A 17686-nucleotide genomic window follows, 5' to 3' on the forward strand; every position below is an offset into this window, starting at 1 on the left:
CGGTTTAGCCTCAAGGGACCAGGCGATAACCGCCATCTTCGGTGACCAGCAGGCGCGCATTGGAGGGGTCGCGCTCGATCTTCTGGCGCAGGCGATAGATATGCGTCTCGAGCGTATGCGTCGTGACGCGGTTATTATACCCCCATACTTCCTTGAGAAGGATGTCGCGGGTGATGGTTTTTGGGCCCTGGCGGTAGAGATATTTGAGGATCGAGGTTTCCTTGTCGGTCAGGCGAACCTTGATCCCGTCATTGGTTTCCAAGACCTTGGCCGCAGGCTGGAAGCTATATTGGCCGATCGTAAAGACCGCATCTTCGCTCTGGTCGTGCTGGCGCAGCGCCGCATTGATACGAGCCAGCAGCACCGGGAAGCGGAAGGGTTTTGTCAGGTAATCATTGGCGCCGGAATCAAGGCCCTTGATCTCATCGGCTTCTGTGTCATGACCGGTGAGCATCAGGACGGGGCTCTTGATGCCTTCCTGACGCATCAGCTTGACCGCATCGCGGCCGTCCATATCCGGCAGGCCGACATCGAGAATGGTCAGCTCGACATTGCTCTCGCGCAGCACCTTTAGCGCATCGTTCGCCGACCCGGCTTCGACGATGTCGAATTCAGGTTCCCCCTTGAGCTGATCGACCAGCGTTTCGCGCAGATCCGCGTCGTCGTCCACTACAAGGATGCGTCGCTTGTTCATTGGATTCTCCGGTCTTTTCGCTGTGGCCGACGCCAACACATCAATGCGACCCGTTCTGGGCTCGCCAATCACATGAGCGTTATTTAGTTCCCAGTAACGAAAAATGGCGGGGAAAAGTTGCAGCCGTTTACGCCAAGTGATCGGCGGTTGCGGCCTTAGGCCTATGGCCAAAAAGCGCTGATCCAACACGGACATGGGTCGCGCCCATGGCGATGGCGGTCTCGAAATCCCCGCTCATACCCATGGAGAGATTGGTCACCTCGCACTGCCGCGCCAACATGGCGAGATGCGCGAAATAGGGACCCGCAGGCTGACCGTCAGGCGGGATGCACATGAGGCCGACAATATCGAGCCCATGCACCTCGCGACAGCGTTTCACGAAATCGACCGTCTCATTGATCGAGATCCCGGCCTTTTGGTCTTCGCCACCAATATTGACCTGAACGAAGCACGGTAGGCGCTTGCCGGCGCGCTGCATTTCCTGCGCCAAGACCCCGGCAAGCTTGTCGCGATCGACGGTTTCGATGACATCGAATAGCTCGACCGCTTCACGCGCCTTATTGGTTTGTAGGGGGCCAATAAGGTGGAGAGTTACCCCGGAGAATTCCGAGCGCAACAAGGGCCACTTTTCCTTGGCTTCTTGGACGCGATTCTCGCCAAAAACCCGTTGTCCCTCTTGCATAAACGGCCGCACTTCATCGGCATCAAAAGTCTTCGAAACTGCGACCAGCTCGACCTTTTCCGGCGGCGCGCCAAATCGGTCCCGTGCCTTTTCGATCCGTGTGATGATGGTGTTGAGCGCGGTTTTTGCGCTGATGGCGCTGTCGGCCATGGTAAGGCCCCGTTTCTGTTGACCTTGGAGGGGATTTCTGGTGATGGTCCGGTAGCCAAAAACCCCGAAAAGCGCAAGCTGGCGAGCTCTTTGAGCCGCCAGGGCAAAGCATCTTCAAGGACGAGCACAGTGAGCGGCGAACGCTACAATCCGCGCGAAAGCGAACCGAAATGGCAAAAGATCTGGGACGACGCCAAAAGCTTCGTCACCGCCAATGACGATCCGCGCGAGTGCTATTATGTCCTCGAAATGTTCCCCTATCCATCGGGGCGCATTCATATGGGCCATGTGCGCAACTATTCCATGGGCGACGTCGTCGCGCGCTATCATCGCGCCCGCGGCAAGAACGTCTTACACCCCATGGGCTGGGACGCTTTCGGCCTGCCGGCTGAAAATGCCGCCATCGAGCGCAAAACCCATCCGGGTTCCTGGACCTACCAGAATATCGAGGCGATGAAGGCGCAGCTCAAGTCGATGGGTCTCTCCATCGACTGGACGCGTGAAATCGCCACCTGCTCGCCCGACTATTATCAGCACCAGCAGTCGATGTTCATCGACATGCTCGAGGCTGGGCTCGTCACGCGAAAATCCTCCAAGGTCAATTGGGACCCGGTGGACATGACCGTGCTCGCCAACGAACAGGTGATCGACGGCAAGGGCTGGCGCTCAGGCGCCCCTGTGGAACAGCGCGAGCTCACCCAGTGGTTCTTCAAGATTTCCGACTTTGCCGAAGACCTGCTCGAGGCGCTCGATACGCTGAACGATTGGCCGGAAAAAGTGCGTACCATGCAGCGCAACTGGATCGGCAAGTCACAGGGCCTGAGCTTCAATTTCACGGTGAAGGATGCGCCGCAGGGTTTTGAAACCCTGCCGGTTTTCACGACCCGCGCCGATACGATGCGCGGCCCGACCTTTGCCGCCATTGCGGCGGATCATCCGCTTTCGAAGCACTTGGCGGAAAGCAATCCGGCAATCGTTGACTTCATTGAAGCCTGCCATCGCATCGGCACGGCCCAGGAAGCCATCGATACCGCTGAAAAGCTCGGCTTTGACACCGGCCTCAAGGTCTTGCACCCGGCTGATCCGAGCTGGGAGCTGCCGCTCTACATCGCCAATTTCGTCTTGATGGACTACGGCACCGGCGCCATCATCGGCTGCCCGGCACATGATCAGCGCGACCTCGATTTTGCGCGCAAATATGATCTGCCCGTGCTCGACGTCTTCATGCCGCTCGATAGCGATACCCCTGTCGGCACCGAAGCTTTCGTGCCGCAAAAGACCGATAAGGTAAAATACGTCCGCTGGTTTGGCGAAGACGGCGCTGTCCTGACCAACGAAGAGGCCATGGCTAAAACCTTGGCCTTGTTCGAAGAAAACGGCTGGGGTACGGCCCAGACGCAATATCGCCTTCGCGACTGGGGCATTTCGCGCCAGCGCTATTGGGGCTGTCCTATCCCGGTGATTCATTGCGGAGTCTGCGGCACGATTCCTGTGCCCAAGAAAGACTTGCCGGTTAAACTCCCCGAAGACGTCACGTTCGACAAGCCGGGCAACGCCCTCGACCATCATCCGACCTGGAAGCATGTCCACTGCCACCAGTGCGGCGGCACGGCGCGGCGCGAAACCGACACCATGGACACCTTTGTCGATTCGTCCTGGTATTTTGCCCGCTTTACGGCCCCACACGCCGATACGCCGACTGTTCCCGCCGTCGCCAATCGCTGGCTGCCGGTCGATCAATATATCGGCGGCGTCGAGCATGCGATTTTGCACCTGCTCTATTCGCGCTTCTTCACCCGCGCAATGAAAGCGACGGGCCATGTCGACCTGAGCGAACCATTCAAGGGCCTCTTCACCCAAGGCATGGTGACCCACGAGACCTATAAGTCGCAGACCGGCGAATGGGTGAACCCGACCGAAATTCTGATCGAAGCCACGGGCGATACACGCACCGCCAAGGATTTGAAGACCGGCGCACCGGTCACCATCGGCTCCGTCGAAAAGATGAGCAAATCCAAGAAGAACGTGGTCGATCCGGACGAAATCGTCGCGACCTATGGCGCTGATACCGCCCGCTGGTTCATGCTTTCGGACTCCCCGCCAGAGCGCGACGTGCAATGGACAGAGGCCGGCGTCGAAGGCGCCAGCCGCTTCCAGCAGCGCGTCTGGCGCTTGGTCAACGAGGCCATCGAACTCGATCAACGTGCAGCTGAATCCACAGCCACTGACGCCAAGGATGCGTTGGCGCTCCGCCGTGTGATCCATCGCAGCGTCGATGGCATTGGCAAGGATATCGAAGGCCTGCGCTTCAACCGCGCTGTCGCCCAGATCTATGAACTGACCAATGCTTTGACCAAGACCTTGCAAGGTCAGATCGGTCCAGAAACCCGCGCAGCCATCATGGAAGGCGCAGAAAAGCTGACCGTGCTGCTCTCGCCGATGATGCCGCATCTGGCCGAAACTTGCTGGGAAGCGCTCGGCAAGTATGGTCTCGTTGCCGACGCCAACTGGCCAGAGGTCGACGAGGCTATGCTGGTCGACGACACGGTCACCATGCCGATCCAGGTCAATGGCAAGCGGCGCGCCGAAATCACCGTCGCCAAGGGCACGCCCGCAGCTGAAGTCGAACGTCTGGTCTTGTCGATGGACGAAATTGTCCGCATTCTCGAAGGCAAGGCACCGAAGAAAATCGTCGTGGTGCCGGACAGGATCGTCAATGTCGTTGTCTAGGCTGAAGCGCCTCGCCCTCATCATGCCCCTGGCCCTTGTTTCCGCGGGCCTGGGCGCCTGTTCGTTCCAGCCGGTCTATTCGGGCCGGCTGGCCGAGAACCCCCAGCTCCAGCTCGCCTACGCCAAGCCAGCAACGCGGCTCGAACAGGTGGTCTATCAGGAACTATCGCTTCGCCTCGGCGAAACCACGACGCCGACCGTGCCCCTCGTGACGCTCTCGGTTTCGGGTTCGGTGTCGGCGCCCTATCTCAGCGCGACGACCAATCCCAATACCCCCTACGAAGCCACGGTGACCGCCACGGCAACGATTACTGCCAGGGATGGGGGCAGCGACAAGCCAATCAGCATTACCCGCACGGCCAAGGCGCAGCTGACCCATAGTGGCCAGGTGCTTGCCGATACGCAGGCCGATCAGGAGGCGCAGGAACGCGCCGCCCGCGCCGCCGCCGAATCGCTACGCCTTGCCATTTTGGCAGCGCTTGCGGGCTGATGACTGCGCTTAAGGCACATGAGGTTCAGCGTTTTCTTGCGCGGCCAGACCTGACGGAGGGCATTTTTCTCGCCTATGGCCCCGATGGCGGCCTTGTGCGGGAAACAGCCCAGCGTCTGATCCGCTATCTTGCTGGTGACGACATCGCTTCGGCCGATGTCATTACCTTTGATGGGCCAGAACTGGACGCCGAACCCGGCCGGTTGATTACCGAGGCGCGCAGCGCCTCGCTTTTTGGCGGCAAACGCATCCTTCGTGTTCGCAGCGCCGGTAAAAGCCTTGTCATGCCCCTCACCGAGCTGCGCGACGATCCCGGCGGCACGGCGATCGTCCTCGAAGGTGGCAATCTTGCCCCGCGCGACGCGCTTCGGGCGCTGGTCGAGGCTGCCAAGATGGGTCGCGCCCTGCCCTGCTATCCCGATACCGATGAAACGCTCACCAATCTCATGCGTGAGAATTTCAACCAGGCTGGTATCCGGATCGATTCCGATGTCATTCCCACTCTGCGCGAAATTCTTGGCAATGATCGCGAAATTACGCGCCGCGAGCTAGAAAAGCTGACCTTTTTCGCTGCGACAACCAAAACGCTGACCCGCGAAGATGTGCTGACGCTGTGCGCCGACAATGGCGCCTTGGCGATCGATGCCATTTTGGACGCAACAGGCGGCGGCCACGCCGAAAAGCTGGAATTGGCGCTCAACCGGGCGCTGACAAGCGCAGTCAATCCGCAGCAGCTTCTCGCCATGCTGACCAACCACTTTGCCAACTTGCGCCGCTGGCGCGTGGATGTCGATGCGGGTAAGCCGCCGCGCGCCGTGCTCGAAGCCGTGAAACCCAAGCCCCACTTTTCGCGGATCGGTCAGCTCGAACAGCAATTGCGGATCTGGACAGACCCAGCTCTGGCCATTGCATCCGAACGGCTGCTGCAGGCGACGAGCGACAGTCGTAGGAAGCCTGCCTTGGCCACTGCCATCTTACACCGGACGACCCTAGCCCTCTGCATGATGGCAGCGCAGCACTGAACAACAAAAAAACGCCTCTGCTTCGCAGAGGCCAGCTAGCTCAAAATCCGATTAGCGAACTAATTATGTTGCCCGGTCAACTTGTGGCAAAGGGCATCGAGCTGTTCCAAGGTCTTGTAACGGATCTCGACCCGCCCACCGCGCTCGGAGTGATTGAGCGAAACGGAAAGACCCAAGACATCGGCAAGCCGGCGTTCAAGCGCCACAGTATCGGCATCGCGCGTCGGCTCGGCGATCGGCGCCTTGCGAACAGGTGCCTCGCGCTGCTGGCTCAGGGCTTCAGCTTCGCGCACGGAAAGACCCCGATCGACGATCTGGCGCGCCAGGCCCGATGGATCCTCGACCGTGATAAGGGTGCGCGCATGGCCGGCGGTGAGCGTGCCGCTAGACACCATGCCTCGAACATCCTCAGGCAGCTTAAGGAGGCGCAGAGTGTTGGCCACATGCGAGCGGCTCTTGCCGATCACCTGCGCCAGATCCTGCTGCGTATAGTCGAACTGCTCGATTAACTGGCCATAGCCCATGGCTTCTTCGAGCGGATTGAGATCAGCGCGCTGGACGTTTTCGATGATGGCGAGTTCGAGCGCTTCCTTGTCATCCACCTCGCGCACGATTACCGGGACGTCGTGCAGCCCGGCCTTTTGAGCTGCACGCCAGCGACGCTCGCCCGCGATCAGTTCGAAAATATTGGGATCATCAGTAGGGCGAACAAGCAAAGGCGACATCACGCCTTTTTCACGGATCGAATTGGTCAGCTCTTCGAGTTGGCCTGGGTCGAAGGTGCGTCGCGGATTTGCCCGATTGGCAATAATGAAATCAACCGGCAAGCGCTTGCCGCTCGACCCGCTTTCGGTGACCCGCGCGGGTTCCATGGAATGCATATCGCCGATAAGTGCTGCGAGCCCGCGGCCAAGACGAGTGGGTTTGTCAGTCATCATGGGCTCCTAGGCAGCAACCAGCCGGCGTTCGCGGCGAATTACTTCGGTGGCTAAGCGCAAATAGGCTTGACTACCCGCGCATTTAAGATCGTAAAGCAACGCCGGCTTCCCATAAGATGGCGCCTCGCTCAGGCGCACATTGCGCGGAATCACGGTATCGTAGACCAACTCGCCCATTTCGCTGCGCACGTCGGCGAGAACCTGTTCGGATAGATTATTGCGTTTGTCGAACATCGTCATGACGACGCCCTGGATAGACAAACGTGGATTGAGCGTGGACCGGATCTGCTCGATGGTCTGCAAAAGCTGGCTCAATCCTTCGAGGGCAAAAAACTCGCACTGCAGCGGCACAAGCACAGCATCTGCGGCGACCAAGGAATTGATCGTAAGAAGATTGAGCGACGGCGGGCAGTCGATCAGAATATAGCTCACCGCCTGATCGTTGATCCGGAGATCGCCGAGCTGTTTGAAAGCATCGCGGAGCTTAAAGGCGCGGTCGCCCTGCCCTGCAATGGTCAACTCGACGCCCAAAAGGTCCATCGTCGACGGAACAATGGCGACATTGGGCACGCTCGTCATGATCGCCGCCTGCGTCACCGTGGCTTCGCCTACCAAGACGTCATAAGCGGAGATTTCACGATCCGTTCGCGAAATACCAAGACCCGTCGAGGCATTGCCTTGCGGGTCGAGATCGACAATCAGCACACGTTCGCCAATAGCCGCAAGAGCGGTCGCAAGATTGATAGCAGTCGTCGTTTTACCGACGCCACCTTTTTGATTGGCCAGAGTCAGGATTCGGGGTGCCAAGAAAGGCCTCCACTTTTGCCGCTAAGACGCTGATTTTCTTCGAAGATTCGTGATCGTCAGGATCACGCCGCCGGGATCAGTGTCACTCTTGTTTACTACCACGTTATGGTGCCAATGCGCACCCGAATCCTGGAGTTCTTCAACATGTTCCCGGCCCTTGTGGAGCAAGGCCCTTGTTTTTGCAGCGAAAAATGGTTCGATCCACTCGCACAATTGCGGCATTGCAGCGAGGGCGCGCGACGTGATGACATCAGGAGCGGGTGTTTCACGTGAATCAATCTGATCGCTGCGCTGCCCAATAACTGTCACGGCCAGTCCCAACTCACGCACAACAGTGCGCAAGAAGCTAACCTTTCGAGCAGTCGGTTCAATCAGGACGAAAGAGCGCTCCGTCCCCTTTGAGGCAATCGCGAGAGGAAGAGCGGGGAAGCCGCCACCACTCCCAAGGTCCAAGAAGCTCCTATCTTCGTCCTTAAGCAGCGTCGTAACCTGCAGGCTGTCGGCAAAATGGCGCTCCCAAATCGAGCTCAACGTTTCACGTGAAACAAGATTCTGAATCGGCTGCCACTTCTTGAGCAGCGCTGCATAGATTTCCAAGTCCTTGCCAACTGCGTCGAGTGGTCTTGAGAAATGGCCAGCATATGGGGCTATGGTAGCATAGTCAGCCATCAGCTAGCTTTCCGGAAATCACCGCGACGCAGAACAGCCAAAAGGAGTGTCACTGCGGCGGGCGTCATCCCGTCCATAGTCTGGGCCTGAGCGATCGTTTGCGGACGGAATTGGCTCAGTTTCTGACGCAGCTCCATCGACAGCCCCGGAATCGCATTATAGTCCATGTCATCCGGAATGTGACGCGTCTCGTCGCGCCGCATGCTTTCAATATCCGCCTGCTGCCGGTCGAGATAGACAGCATATTGTGCATCAATTCCAAGCTGCTCTCGCACGGCCTCCGGAACATCTGAAAGTTCCGGCCAGAGTCTCACGATATCGTCCCAGCCCAGATCGGGATAAGACAAAATCTCGAACGCCGAACGCCTCTTGCCGTCTTCGTTGATGGGAATGCCAGCCTTGCGCGCCTGGCTCGGCGAGGCAACTGACTCGTGCAATTTCTTTCGGCCTGCCGTCAGCGCAGCTAGCTTTGTCTCAAAGAGGTCTTCGCGAACCTCTGTGACCAAGCCCTTTTCCATGCCCTGGGGAGTCAACCGCTGATCGGCGTTATCAGCGCGCAGATGTAGCCTGAACTCTGCGCGCGAGGTGAACATCCGGTAGGGTTCGGTAACACCACGTGTTACCAGATCATCGATCATCACGCCGAGATAGCTATCGGTACGCGAGAGGACAAAGACTTCCTGACCGGATGCAGCCAAAGCCGCGTTGGCGCCAGCGAGAAGGCCCTGCGCGCCGGCTTCTTCATATCCCGTCGTGCCGTTGATCTGACCCGCAAGATAAAGCCCAGGCTGGCGCTTGACCTCAAGGGTAGGCCGCAAGTCGCGCGGATCAACGTAGTCATATTCGATCGCATAGCCGGGCCGAACAATCCTAACGTTTTCAAGGCCAGGCATCGAGCGAAGGAAAGCGTCTTGGACATCCGCGGGTAGCGAGGTGCTGAGCCCGTTCGGATAGACCGTATTCTCTTCGAGGCCCTCGGGCTCGAGGAAAATCTGATGGCTATCGCGATCGGCAAAGCGCACAATTTTGTCTTCGATCGATGGGCAATAACGCGGGCCGCGCGATTGGATCCGGCCGGAGTACATCGCTGAACGATGCAGATTGTCCGAGATGATCCGATGCGTTTCGCTCGTCGTCCTCGTGATGTGGCACGACACCTGCGGTGTAGTAATCGCAGTGGTCAGCGCCGAGAATGCCTCTGGTGGATTATCGCCAGGCTGTTCTTCCAAGACACTGTAATCAATCGATGTTTTATCAAGGCGCGCCGGTGTACCCGTCTTTAAGCGGCCAAGCTGCAGGCCAAGATCTTCGAGTCGCGTCGAAAGCCCGAGCACGGGCTTTTCCCCAACTCGGCCAGCGGGAACCGTTTCTTCACCACGATGAATAAGACCACGCAGGAAAGTGCCGGTCGTCAGCACGACTGCCTTTGCGGAAAACCGGCGACCATCGAGCAGCACTGCGCCAGAGATGACACCATCTGTGACTGCTAGATCATCGACCTCACCCTCGATAACGTCAAGGTTTGGCTGGGCCGTTATCGCAGCCTGCATGGCGTTGCGATAGAGCTTGCGATCTGCCTGTGCTCGTGGCCCGCGCACAGCGGGGCCTTTTCGACGGTTCAGCACGCGAAATTGGATGCCGGCTTCGTCAGCCACGCGGCCCATTAGGCCATCAAGCGCATCGATCTCCCGGACCAGGTGGCCTTTACCAAGCCCGCCAATAGCTGGGTTGCAACTCATTTCGCCGATGGTTGCAAAGCGATGAGTGATAAGGGCCGTGGGAACACCAAGCCGCGCCGATGCTGCCGCGGCTTCGCACCCGGCATGACCTCCGCCAACGATTATGACAGCATAGTCCGTCATGGCCTGTCCTTAATACCTCTAAGCGCCGAATGGCTTCCGAGGCAATGTATGGTGATTGAAGCCGTCTTAGCGAGTTTTGGTCTTCTTGAGAACCAAAACTGTTGTTTCACGTGAATCACGAGATGGTGGCAGGCCGCCGCAAGTGTTTCACGTGAATCATTTTCCAATACAAAAGCTGGAAAACAAGCGGTCGAGTACCTGCTCTGCATCAACACGACCAATAAGCCGCTCCAAGGCCTGTGATGCGTGTCGCAACGACTCGGCTGCGAGTTCCCAATCAGCCAGCCCAGCTTTGGCTTGAAAAAGGGCATCAATAGCGTTCTGTAGGCCAAGGCGGTCGCGTTCATGGCTAACAAGCGCTGGTTCGCTGCCTGCCAGCCCTTCGCCAATATCCCTCAGACGCGTGATGAGCGCGTCTAGCCCTAGGTTCGTCTCGGTCGAAACGGTCAGATCAAATCCGGTTTTTTCAGCAAGATCTGCTTTCGTACCGATTGTAACGACTTGGGCCGATGTTTCGGGCTTTAGGGTGTCGTCGACATCTGGCGCTACAAGCCATAACAGGATGTCGGCAGCGGCAATTGCCATCTCGGCGCGACGAATACCCTCAGCTTCTGCCTTGCTTTCCGTGTCCCGCAAACCGGCCAGGTCGAGCAGGATAAACAGCTGCCCTCCGATATCGAGCGGAACTTCGCGCACATCGCGGGTTGTGCCCGCTTCATCGGAGACGATGGCGACATCGGATTTTGAAAGAGCGTTGATGAGGCTGGATTTCCCAGCATTTGGCGCCCCAGCAAGCGCCACACGAATTCCCTCGCGCACAATGCGGCCGCTGCTAACGCTGGCCAAGGTAACTTCAATCGAGTTTTTCAACCCTGACAGTTCATCGTGAAAGCTCTCTGGCAGATCATCAGCAACATCACCTTCATCGGAGAAGTCGAGGCGTGCTTCAATTTCAGCGCGAAGATTGAGCAGCGTCTCACGCCAGGCCTCGACCGTCGCAGTTAGTCGACCGTCATACCGAGCGAGAGCTTGTTGCCTCTGCTTCTCTGTCTCCGCGCCAAGCAGATCGCCGAGGCCTTCGATAGCTATGAGGTCGAGTTTACCGTTTTCAAATGCCCGTCGCGTGAATTCTCCCGGCTCGGCGAGGCGAAGACCGAAGTCACCAAGGGTGCGCAATATGGCCTTTACACCGGCAGGAGATCCGTGGACCTGAAACTCCACACAGTCCTCGCCGGTAAAACTATTTGGCCCCGGAAACCAGGCAACGAGACCATGATCAAGCTGCCGATCAGCGCCAATCTTGCGCAAGGCCAGCGTTCTTGGCTTGGGTAGATCGCCGGTCATAAAAAGCAGCGCCTCCCGAGCTTTTGGGCCCGAGAGGCGGATGACGGCAACGCCGGATGGCAGGGCGCCCGAAGACAGCGCCATGATCGTATCGCCGGCCAGCATTTTGAGATCAGGTATTCATCGAATCGAAGAAATCCGAATTGGTCTTGGTCTGGCGGACCTTGTCCATGAGGAATTCCATGGCGTCGATCGTGCCCATCGGATTGAGAATACGGCGCAACACATACATCTTCTTGAGGATGTCCGTCTCGACCAGCAGTTCTTCCTTACGCGTGCCCGACTTGGTGATGTCGAGCGCTGGGAAGATACGCTTATCTGCGACCTTGCGGTCGAGGATGATTTCCGAGTTACCAGTGCCCTTGAATTCTTCGAAGATCACTTCGTCCATGCGCGAGCCGGTATCGATCAGCGCCGTAGAAATGATTGTGAGAGAGCCGCCGTCTTCGATATTGCGTGCTGCGCCGAAGAAACGCTTTGGACGCTGCAGAGCATTGGCGTCGACACCACCGGTGAGCACCTTGCCGGAGCTTGGCACCACTGTGTTGTAAGCGCGGCCAAGACGGGTGATCGAATCGAGCAGAATGACCACGTCGCGCTTGTGTTCAACGAGACGCTTGGCCTTTTCGATCACCATTTCCGCCACTTGCACGTGGCGCGATGCTGGTTCGTCAAAGGTCGACGAAATGACTTCACCGCGCACCGAGCGCTGCATATCGGTCACTTCCTCTGGACGCTCGTCGATCAGCAGAACGATGAGATAACATTCGGGGTGGTTCGTCGCGATCGATTGTGCAATATTTTGCAACAATACGGTCTTACCAGTACGCGGCGGCGCAACAATCAGAGCGCGCTGGCCCTTGCCGAGCGGAGCTACCAAATCCAGCAAGCGCGCAGAACGATCCTTCAGCGTCGGATCGGGCATCTCCATGCGGAGGCGTTCTTCGGGATAGAGCGGGGTGAGATTGTCGAAGTTGACCTTGTGGCGAATTGCCTCTGGATCTTCGAAATTGATGGTGCTGACTTTAAGCAGCGCAAAGTAGCGCTCGCCTTCCTTGGGAGAGCGAATTTCGCCCTCGACCGTGTCGCCGGTCCGCAGACCAAAACGTCGAATTTGGCTCGGGCTGACATAGATGTCATCAGGGCCGGGAAGATAATTGGCATCGGGAGAGCGCAGGAAGCCAAAGCCGTCAGGCAAGACCTCGACCACACCTTCGCCGACAATGTCGATGTCCTGGGATGCCAATTCCTTGAGAATGGCGAACATCAACTCTTGCTTGCGCATAGTCGAAGCATTCTCGACTTCGAGTTCTTCGGCGAACGCCAGCAATTCGGCCGGGGATTTGGCCTTGAGCTCGCTGAGCTTGATATTCTGCATGGATGCGATGGACCCTTGGGGTAAATCGTAGAGGAGAGTTTTTATTTTGGGGGAGAGCACCGCGCGTTACCGGAATCGGCCGCGCCTTAGGAGGGATGCGTTGCGATCCATGTAGCGCGATCCAAAGCGGGTTTCAAGGTGGAAGCCAAGCCGCAGCGAGAATTTTGCGGCCTGGTGGATTCACGTGAAACGCCGCGCCGCCAATCATTGGGATGAGCCCAATGGCAACGATACGGCCCAAAAGGCATCAGAACGGTTTGACGATGACCATGATGACGATGCCGATCATCAGCACGGTCGGCACTTCGTTGATGATCCTAAAATACTTCTGCGGCTTGACGTTTTCGTCGCGCGCAAAGCGTTTGACGTGGCCGGCGAGAATGCCATGGACACCGCTGAGGCCGATCACGAAAGCGGCTTTGAACCAGGGCCAGAGCGAACCCCAATCGACGCCGCCGAGATGGATCATGGTCAGGCCAAAGACCCAGGTGGCGATCATGGCGGGGTTGATGATCCCCTTGAGCAGCCGGCGCTCCATGATCTTGAACGTCTCGGATTGCGGCGTGCCCTTCTCTGTCACCGAATGATAGACGAACAGCCGCGGCAGATAGAGCATGCCGGCCATCCAGGCGATGACCGAAATCACATGCAGCGCCTTTACCCATTCATACATCGCGTTTTCTCAACCCTGCTTCACGAGTTCGACGAGCTTGGCCACGTGTTCGATCGGCGTTTCCGGCACGATACCATGCCCCAGATTGAAGATATGCGGACGATCGGCATAGGCGTTTTTTATCTCGATCACGCGGCGCTCCATTGCGTCACCGCCAATGACGAGGCGTAGCGGGTCGAGATTGCCCTGAACCGGCAGATCCGCTGGCAGATGCTCGCGGGCAAAGTTGAGCGGCGTCGCATAGTCGAGCCCAAGCGCGTTGACGCCAGTGGCCTCGGCATAGCGCCGGAGATTGCCAGCGGCGCCACGGGGAAAACCGATGATCGGTGCATTGGGCACGCGGGCACGCACGCCCTCGACAATCCGTCGATTGGGCTCGATCACTTGGGTCGTAAAAGCCGCATCGTCGAGGTTGAGCGCCCAGCTTTCAAAAAGCTGCACCACATCGGCGCCAGCTTCGAGCTGAGCAACGAGATAATGGACACTTGTTTCAACCAGCACATCCATGAGCTTGGCAAAGCTATCCGGATTCTCGAGCGCAAAACGCCGCGCCACCCATTGATCGGGCGAGCCCCGGCCATTGAGCATATAGGTCGCCACGGTCCAGGGAGAGCCACAGAAGCCGATCAGGGTCTTTTCAGTAGCAAGGGCCGCCCGGAGGCGCTTCACCGTCTCCAACACAGGCGCCAAGTGTTCTAAAGCCCCACCGCGCTCCAGCCGATCGACACCGCTTGTGGTGAGCGGCTCAAGCATGGGGCCTTCGCCCTGTTCGAAGCGAACCTTTTGCCCCAGCGCATCTGGAATGACGAGAATGTCGGAGAAGAGGATCGCAGCATCAAGGTCGAAGCGGCGCAGTGGCTGCAGCGTCACCTCGGTGGCCAGTTCGGGATTGTAGCAAAGGTCCAAAAAGCTGCCGGCCCTGGTGCGGGTCTCGCGATACTCGGGCAGATAGCGTCCCGCCTGTCGCATGATCCAGATCGGGGGTATGTCCTGGCGTTCTCCGAGAACCGTCGCCAGCAATTTCTTCTTGGTCACCGCGCTTGCCCTTTCGTCCCTTTCAAAACCCAAAAGAGACTCTTTGTCTTCGTATCTTCTTCTTTATGGCGGTGTTTATCTGCAATTCATGGTGCTCCACAATCGCCGCATGTGGCGGCACTTGCGCGCAGCACGTCGTTAAGGGTCTGTTAATACCTGTTACGCTCTCCGCTCGCCGCCCCCGTTAACGAAGTTTAAGAAGGCCTTAATCAGGCGACTCCCGAGTCAATGATTCGGATTCGCCTGTGGATGAGGGAGTCGATAATCCTCTCCGCCCAAATCCAGTTGTCCCCAATGATTCCCCCAGCCCCTCTCCGCCGACCTCGGAAAGGAATTGTTAACTTTTTAACGAACAGGTCGAACAAGTCTGCGGTCTGCGCAAAGTTACGAGTCATTCCCACAAATGCGGCTTGAGCTGGGGATGACAGTGTGGAAAACTTCTCCCATGTTGATCCTTGCTTCCTCCAGTCCCACGCGTAAGGCCTTGATGGAAAAGGCAGGTCTGCAGTTTTCCATTTCGCCTGCCGCCATCGACGAACGTGCGCTCGAAGCGTCGGCTTTGGGCGATGGCGCCGATGCCCGCGACCTTGCTTCGCTCCTTGCGCGATCAAAAGCAGAAGCCGTCTCGGCGCTCCATCCTGAAGCCTTTGTGATCGGCGCCGATCAAACTTTGGCGCTTGGCACCGAGCTCCTCCACAAGCCCGTCGACATGGTTGACGCTGCGCGCCAGCTCGATCATCTTGCCTGCAAGACACATCGCCTACATGCAGCGGTTGCGCTGGTTCGTGGCGGCAATCTGATCTGGTCCGATATCGAAACCGCTGAATTGACCATGCGCGACTTCGACGCTGACGAGCGCGACAGGATTTTGGGCGCGGAAGGCGAAGCGGCTTTGTCTTCGGTCGGTGGCTATCGGCTCGAGGGCCCGTCTATCCAACTGTTTGAAAAAGTGGTCGGCGACTATTTTACGATCCTTGGCCTGCCGCTCTTGCCGCTTCTCGGCGCATTGCGGGATTTCGCGCCTGAGCTTTTCTCCAAATCACCGGACCAGTTGTGACCCGCAAAGCCTTCGTCATCGGGCACCCCATCGCCCATTCGCGCTCGCCGCTTATCCATGGCACCTGGCTCGCGCAACACGGCATCGATGGCAGCTATGAAGCCATCGACATCGCGCCAGACGCCCTGCCCGCCTTTTTCGATCGGCTTCGGGGCGGTGAATTCGCCGGCGGCAATGTCACTATCCCCCATAAGGAAGCGGTGTTCGCGCTCTGCGACAGCGTCGATGATCTCGCCAAAACCATCGGTGCGGTGAACACGCTCGTCGTGCGCGAAGGCAAAGTGCACGGATATAATACCGACTATCTCGGATTTTTGGGCAATCTCGATGACAAGGCGCCGGGCTGGGATAAAGATCTCAAGGCGGCGTTGGTCATTGGAGCAGGTGGGGCGGCACGCGCTATCTTGGTTGCCCTACAGAATAGAAATATTCCGATTATTCTTGCTAATCGTACCCGCCGTTCGGCCGACGCACTCGCCAGCATGCTGGGTGGTAAGATTACCCTCTGCGAACTGGATGAAATTAATTGCGCTGCGCCCTTGGCGGGACTTGTGGTGAATACGACATCGGTCGGCATGCATGGTACCCGGTTCGAGAATTTCGATCTTAACGTGCTTGGCTCCGACACAACTGTGACAGACATCGTCTACTCACCACTGGTCACGCCGCTCCTCGCCGATGCACAGGCTGCCGGGCTGAAAACCGTCGATGGGCTCGGCATGCTTTTGCATCAGGCCGTTCCTGGCTTTGCCGATTGGTTCGGGGTCCGCCCGACGGTGACGCCGGAACTGCGCGCCCGCATTGAAGCGACCCTGGATCATTAGATGTGGCGCCTCGGAATTACCGGCTCCATCGCCACCGGCAAATCGACCTTGCTCGAAACTTTTGCCAAGGCCGGTGTGCCGGTCTTCTCAGCCGATCAAGCAGTGGCCGAACTCTATGAAGGTGAAGCCGTCGGACCGGTCGATGCGCTTTTCCCAGGGGTCGCCAAGGACGGTCGGATTGATCGCCAAGAACTTGCCCGCCGCCTTGCCGTTGATCCCACGGGTTTCAAAAAACTCGAAGCCTTGGTGCATCCGTTGGTGCGCGAAAAGATCGCTGCTTTCCTCGATAAGGCGGAGCGCGCTGGAGAGCCGATAGCAGCGGTTGAAGTGCCCCTGCTTTTTGAAAGCGGCCACGATTATGGCTTCGACGCCATTGCCGTGACGGTTGTCGACCCAGACATTCAGAACGAGCGCATCATGGCCCGACCGGGTATGACCGTGGAAAAGCGCGATGCTATCCTTGCCCGCCAGCTCCCGCAGGATGAAAAGAAGAAGCGCGCCACCTATCTCTTCGATACGGCGCGCTCGCGCAAAATAATCGACGCGGAAGTCGCCGCATTGGTTGAAGCATTGAAGACAAGGGACCCAAAACAATGATCCGGGAAATCGTTCTCGATACCGAAACGACGGGTCTGTCCCATGCCGAAGGCGATCGTCTGGTCGAAATCGGCTGCGTCGAACTGATCAACCACATTCCTTCGGGAAAGACGTTTCACGTCTATATCAATCCTGAACGCGACATGCCCGAAGAGGCGTTTCGCGTGCATGGTTTGAGCCGCGAGTTCCTCTCCGACAAACCATTGTTCAAAACCGTCGCGGATGAGTTTCGTACTTTCGTCGATAGCGCGCGCCTCATCATTCACAACGCACCCTTCGATATGGGCTTTCTGAATGCCGAACTCGGCTGGGCCGGGCTCAGCAAGCTCGACAACGAAGTCATCGACACCGTTATGCTCGCGCGCAAAAAGCACCCGGGCGCCCGCGTCAGCCTCGACTCCCTCTGCAAGCACTATGGCATCGACAATTCGCGCCGCACGCTGCACGGCGCGCTGCTCGACAGTGAAATTCTTGCCGAAGTCTATCTCGAGCTGATCGGCGGCAAGCAGGTCAGCCTCGCGCTCATCGCTGAAGCTGAAAGCGATGGCAGCGAGAGCCTTCTTACCCGCGTCGCTGCCCGTCCGCGCCCCATGCCTCTCCCCTCGCGTATTTCCTTTGCCGAAGCAGAGGCTCACGACGCTTTCATCGCCAAGATGGGCGAAACGGCGATCTGGGCCCAATACGCCGAAGTCGAAGCGGCGGAATAGTTTTTGGACCTTTCTCGCCTAGCTTGG

General features: G+C 58.1%; 17 protein-coding genes. 7 read left to right on the forward strand and 10 right to left on the reverse strand.

Annotation, left to right across the window (positions count from 1 at the left end; all coding sequences use genetic code 11):
* Positions 1 to 10: 10 nt before the first annotated feature.
* Complete coding sequence (locus tag ASG47_RS09405) at positions 11 to 694, reverse strand: response regulator transcription factor (RefSeq protein WP_061908465.1); 684 nt, start codon at positions 692 to 694, stop codon at positions 11 to 13.
* Between the two features lie 127 nt (positions 695 to 821).
* Positions 822 to 1526: a YggS family pyridoxal phosphate-dependent enzyme gene (locus ASG47_RS09410; protein WP_061908466.1), complete on the reverse strand. Its 705-nt coding sequence runs from the start codon at positions 1524 to 1526 to the stop codon at positions 822 to 824.
* A gap of 129 nt (positions 1527 to 1655) precedes the next feature.
* Here ASG47_RS09410 and leuS point away from each other — a divergent pair, with 129 nt between their 5' ends.
* The 3 genes from leuS to holA are packed head-to-tail and all read left to right on the forward strand — an operon-like array spanning position 1656 to position 5768.
* Positions 1656 to 4256: a leucine--tRNA ligase gene (leuS, locus tag ASG47_RS09415; RefSeq protein WP_061908467.1), complete on the forward strand. Its 2601-nt coding sequence runs from the start codon at positions 1656 to 1658 to the stop codon at positions 4254 to 4256.
* On the forward strand, positions 4243 to 4746 hold the full coding sequence (gene lptE / locus ASG47_RS09420) for an LPS assembly lipoprotein LptE (protein WP_061908468.1): 504 nt from the start codon (positions 4243 to 4245) through the stop codon (positions 4744 to 4746). Before leuS ends, lptE begins: the two co-directional genes overlap by 14 nt.
* Positions 4746 to 5768 (forward strand): DNA polymerase III subunit delta, encoded by a 1023-nt coding sequence (holA, locus tag ASG47_RS09425; protein WP_061908469.1) that lies wholly within the window; start codon positions 4746 to 4748, stop codon positions 5766 to 5768. Before lptE ends, holA begins: the two co-directional genes overlap by 1 nt.
* A gap of 59 nt (positions 5769 to 5827) precedes the next feature.
* Here holA and ASG47_RS09430 read toward each other — a convergent pair whose 3' ends face one another.
* From ASG47_RS09430 to hemE, 8 genes are all read right to left on the reverse strand, one after another.
* Positions 5828 to 6703 carry a ParB/RepB/Spo0J family partition protein gene (locus ASG47_RS09430; protein ID WP_061908891.1) on the reverse strand — a complete coding sequence of 292 codons (876 nt, stop codon included), beginning with the start codon at positions 6701 to 6703 and terminating at the stop codon, positions 5828 to 5830.
* Positions 6704 to 6712: 9 nt separating this feature from the next.
* Entirely contained in the window at positions 6713 to 7513 is an 801-nt protein-coding gene (locus ASG47_RS09435; protein ID WP_061908470.1) for a ParA family protein, read from the reverse strand.
* Between the two features lie 21 nt (positions 7514 to 7534).
* Entirely contained in the window at positions 7535 to 8182 is a 648-nt protein-coding gene (gene rsmG / locus ASG47_RS09440; protein WP_061908471.1) for a 16S rRNA (guanine(527)-N(7))-methyltransferase RsmG, read from the reverse strand.
* On the reverse strand, positions 8182 to 10044 hold the full coding sequence (gene mnmG, locus ASG47_RS09445; RefSeq protein ID WP_061908472.1) for a tRNA uridine-5-carboxymethylaminomethyl(34) synthesis enzyme MnmG: 1863 nt from the start codon (positions 10042 to 10044) through the stop codon (positions 8182 to 8184). Before mnmG ends, rsmG begins: the two co-directional genes overlap by 1 nt.
* A gap of 156 nt (positions 10045 to 10200) precedes the next feature.
* A complete protein-coding gene (mnmE, locus tag ASG47_RS09450; protein ID WP_061908473.1) occupies positions 10201 to 11493 on the reverse strand; it encodes a tRNA uridine-5-carboxymethylaminomethyl(34) synthesis GTPase MnmE in 1293 nt (430 codons plus the stop codon).
* A 7-nt stretch (positions 11494 to 11500) separates the two neighbouring features.
* A complete protein-coding gene (rho, locus tag ASG47_RS09455; RefSeq protein WP_061908474.1) occupies positions 11501 to 12766 on the reverse strand; it encodes a transcription termination factor Rho in 1266 nt (421 codons plus the stop codon).
* A gap of 247 nt (positions 12767 to 13013) precedes the next feature.
* Positions 13014 to 13439: a protoporphyrinogen oxidase HemJ gene (hemJ, locus tag ASG47_RS09460; RefSeq protein WP_061908475.1), complete on the reverse strand. Its 426-nt coding sequence runs from the start codon at positions 13437 to 13439 to the stop codon at positions 13014 to 13016.
* Positions 13440 to 13448: 9 nt separating this feature from the next.
* Positions 13449 to 14474, reverse strand: a complete 1026-nt coding sequence (gene hemE / locus ASG47_RS09465) for a uroporphyrinogen decarboxylase (RefSeq protein ID WP_061908476.1) — start codon at positions 14472 to 14474, stop codon at positions 13449 to 13451.
* Between the two features lie 445 nt (positions 14475 to 14919).
* Here hemE and ASG47_RS09475 point away from each other — a divergent pair, with 445 nt between their 5' ends.
* Genes ASG47_RS09475 through dnaQ form a run of 4 tightly spaced genes read left to right on the forward strand, consistent with a single transcriptional unit; the run spans position 14920 to position 17659 of the window.
* Entirely contained in the window at positions 14920 to 15531 is a 612-nt protein-coding gene (locus ASG47_RS09475; RefSeq protein WP_200940896.1) for a Maf family protein, read from the forward strand.
* Positions 15528 to 16355, forward strand: coding sequence for a shikimate dehydrogenase (locus ASG47_RS09480; protein WP_061908478.1), 828 nt, complete (start codon positions 15528 to 15530; stop codon positions 16353 to 16355). Before ASG47_RS09475 ends, ASG47_RS09480 begins: the two co-directional genes overlap by 4 nt.
* Positions 16356 to 16952, forward strand: coding sequence for a dephospho-CoA kinase (gene coaE / locus ASG47_RS09485; protein ID WP_061908479.1), 597 nt, complete (start codon positions 16356 to 16358; stop codon positions 16950 to 16952).
* A complete protein-coding gene (dnaQ, locus tag ASG47_RS09490; protein ID WP_061908895.1) occupies positions 16952 to 17659 on the forward strand; it encodes a DNA polymerase III subunit epsilon in 708 nt (235 codons plus the stop codon). Before coaE ends, dnaQ begins: the two co-directional genes overlap by 1 nt.
* Positions 17660 to 17686 lie beyond the last annotated feature (27 nt).

The sequence above is a fragment of the Devosia sp. Leaf420 genome (genome assembly GCF_001425445.1).
Classification (GTDB): Bacteria; Pseudomonadota; Alphaproteobacteria; order Rhizobiales; family Devosiaceae; genus Devosia.

Excerpts from the sequence above, each read along its gene's own strand:
- ASG47_RS09405 (WP_061908465.1), bottom strand. The coding sequence starts at position 694 with ATGAACAAGCGACGCATCCTTGTAGTGGACGACGACGCGGATCTGCGC.
- ASG47_RS09410 (WP_061908466.1), bottom strand. The coding sequence starts at position 1,526 with ATGGCCGACAGCGCCATCAGCGCAAAAACCGCGCTCAACACCATCATC.
- lptE (WP_061908468.1), top strand. The coding sequence starts at position 4,243 with ATGTCGTTGTCTAGGCTGAAGCGCCTCGCCCTCATCATGCCCCTGGCC.
- holA (WP_061908469.1), top strand. The coding sequence starts at position 4,746 with ATGACTGCGCTTAAGGCACATGAGGTTCAGCGTTTTCTTGCGCGGCCA.
- ASG47_RS09430 (WP_061908891.1), bottom strand. The coding sequence starts at position 6,703 with ATGACTGACAAACCCACTCGTCTTGGCCGCGGGCTCGCAGCACTTATC.
- rsmG (WP_061908471.1), bottom strand. The coding sequence starts at position 8,182 with ATGGCTGACTATGCTACCATAGCCCCATATGCTGGCCATTTCTCAAGA.
- mnmG (WP_061908472.1), bottom strand. The coding sequence starts at position 10,044 with ATGACGGACTATGCTGTCATAATCGTTGGCGGAGGTCATGCCGGGTGC.
- mnmE (WP_061908473.1), bottom strand. The coding sequence starts at position 11,493 with ATGCTGGCCGGCGATACGATCATGGCGCTGTCTTCGGGCGCCCTGCCA.
- rho (WP_061908474.1), bottom strand. The coding sequence starts at position 12,766 with ATGCAGAATATCAAGCTCAGCGAGCTCAAGGCCAAATCCCCGGCCGAA.
- hemJ (WP_061908475.1), bottom strand. The coding sequence starts at position 13,439 with ATGTATGAATGGGTAAAGGCGCTGCATGTGATTTCGGTCATCGCCTGG.
- ASG47_RS09475 (WP_200940896.1), top strand. The coding sequence starts at position 14,920 with ATGTTGATCCTTGCTTCCTCCAGTCCCACGCGTAAGGCCTTGATGGAA.
- coaE (WP_061908479.1), top strand. The coding sequence starts at position 16,356 with ATGTGGCGCCTCGGAATTACCGGCTCCATCGCCACCGGCAAATCGACC.